Below are 740 nucleotides of genomic sequence, written 5' to 3'. Positions count from 1 at the left end.
GACTGATAGGTCGAAATGCCCATCTTGGACATCACCTTGAGGATGCCCTTGCCGATCGACTTGATGTAGCGGGTGACGACTTCATAGGCGTCGACCTCCGCCGGCAGCTCGCCGCGCTTGTGCATGTCGAGCAACGTGTCGAAGGCGAGGTAGGGGTTGATCGCCTCGGCGCCGTAGCCGGCAAGGCAGCAGAAATGATGCACCTCGCGCGGCTCACCGGACTCGACCACGAGCCCCACCGACGTGCGCAACCCCTTGCGGATCAGATGATGGTGAACGGCCGCCGTCGCCAGCAGCGCCGGAATGGCGATACGGTCCGGCCCGAGCTGACGGTCGGACAGGATGATGATGTTATAGCCGCCGGCGACCGCCGCCTCGGCGCGCTCGCATAGCCGGTCGATGGCGCCCTGCATGCCGGCCGCGCCTTCGCTCGAAGCGTAGGTGATGTCGATCGTCTTGGTGTCGAAGCGGTCCTCGGTGTGGCCGATGGAGCGTATCTTTTCGAGATCGCCATTGGTCAGGATCGGCTGGCGCACTTCGAGCCGCTTGCGGCGCGAATTGCCGACGAGGTCGAAGATGTTGGGCCTCGGCCCGATGAAGGACACCAGGCTCATCACCAGCTCCTCGCGGATCGGGTCGATCGGCGGGTTGGTGACCTGGGCAAAGTTCTGCTTGAAATAAGTGTAGAGCAGCTTCGATCTGTCCGACATCGCCGAGATCGGCGTGTCGGTGCCCATCGA

1 protein-coding gene is annotated in these 740 nt (G+C 63.4%); it reads right to left on the bottom strand.

Going from position 1 to position 740, the window contains the following annotated elements; genetic code table 11:
• On the bottom strand, nt 1–740 hold a 740-nt coding region (locus tag EOC93_RS33610), incomplete at both ends, for a glutamate synthase central domain-containing protein (RefSeq protein WP_281033180.1).

The sequence above is a fragment of the Mesorhizobium sp. M6A.T.Ce.TU.002.03.1.1 genome, assembly GCF_003997275.1.
GTDB lineage: Bacteria > Pseudomonadota > Alphaproteobacteria > Rhizobiales > Rhizobiaceae > Mesorhizobium > Mesorhizobium mediterraneum.
The sequence above is the reverse complement of the archived record's forward strand: the minus strand, read 5'-3'. Positions and strand labels throughout refer to the sequence as shown.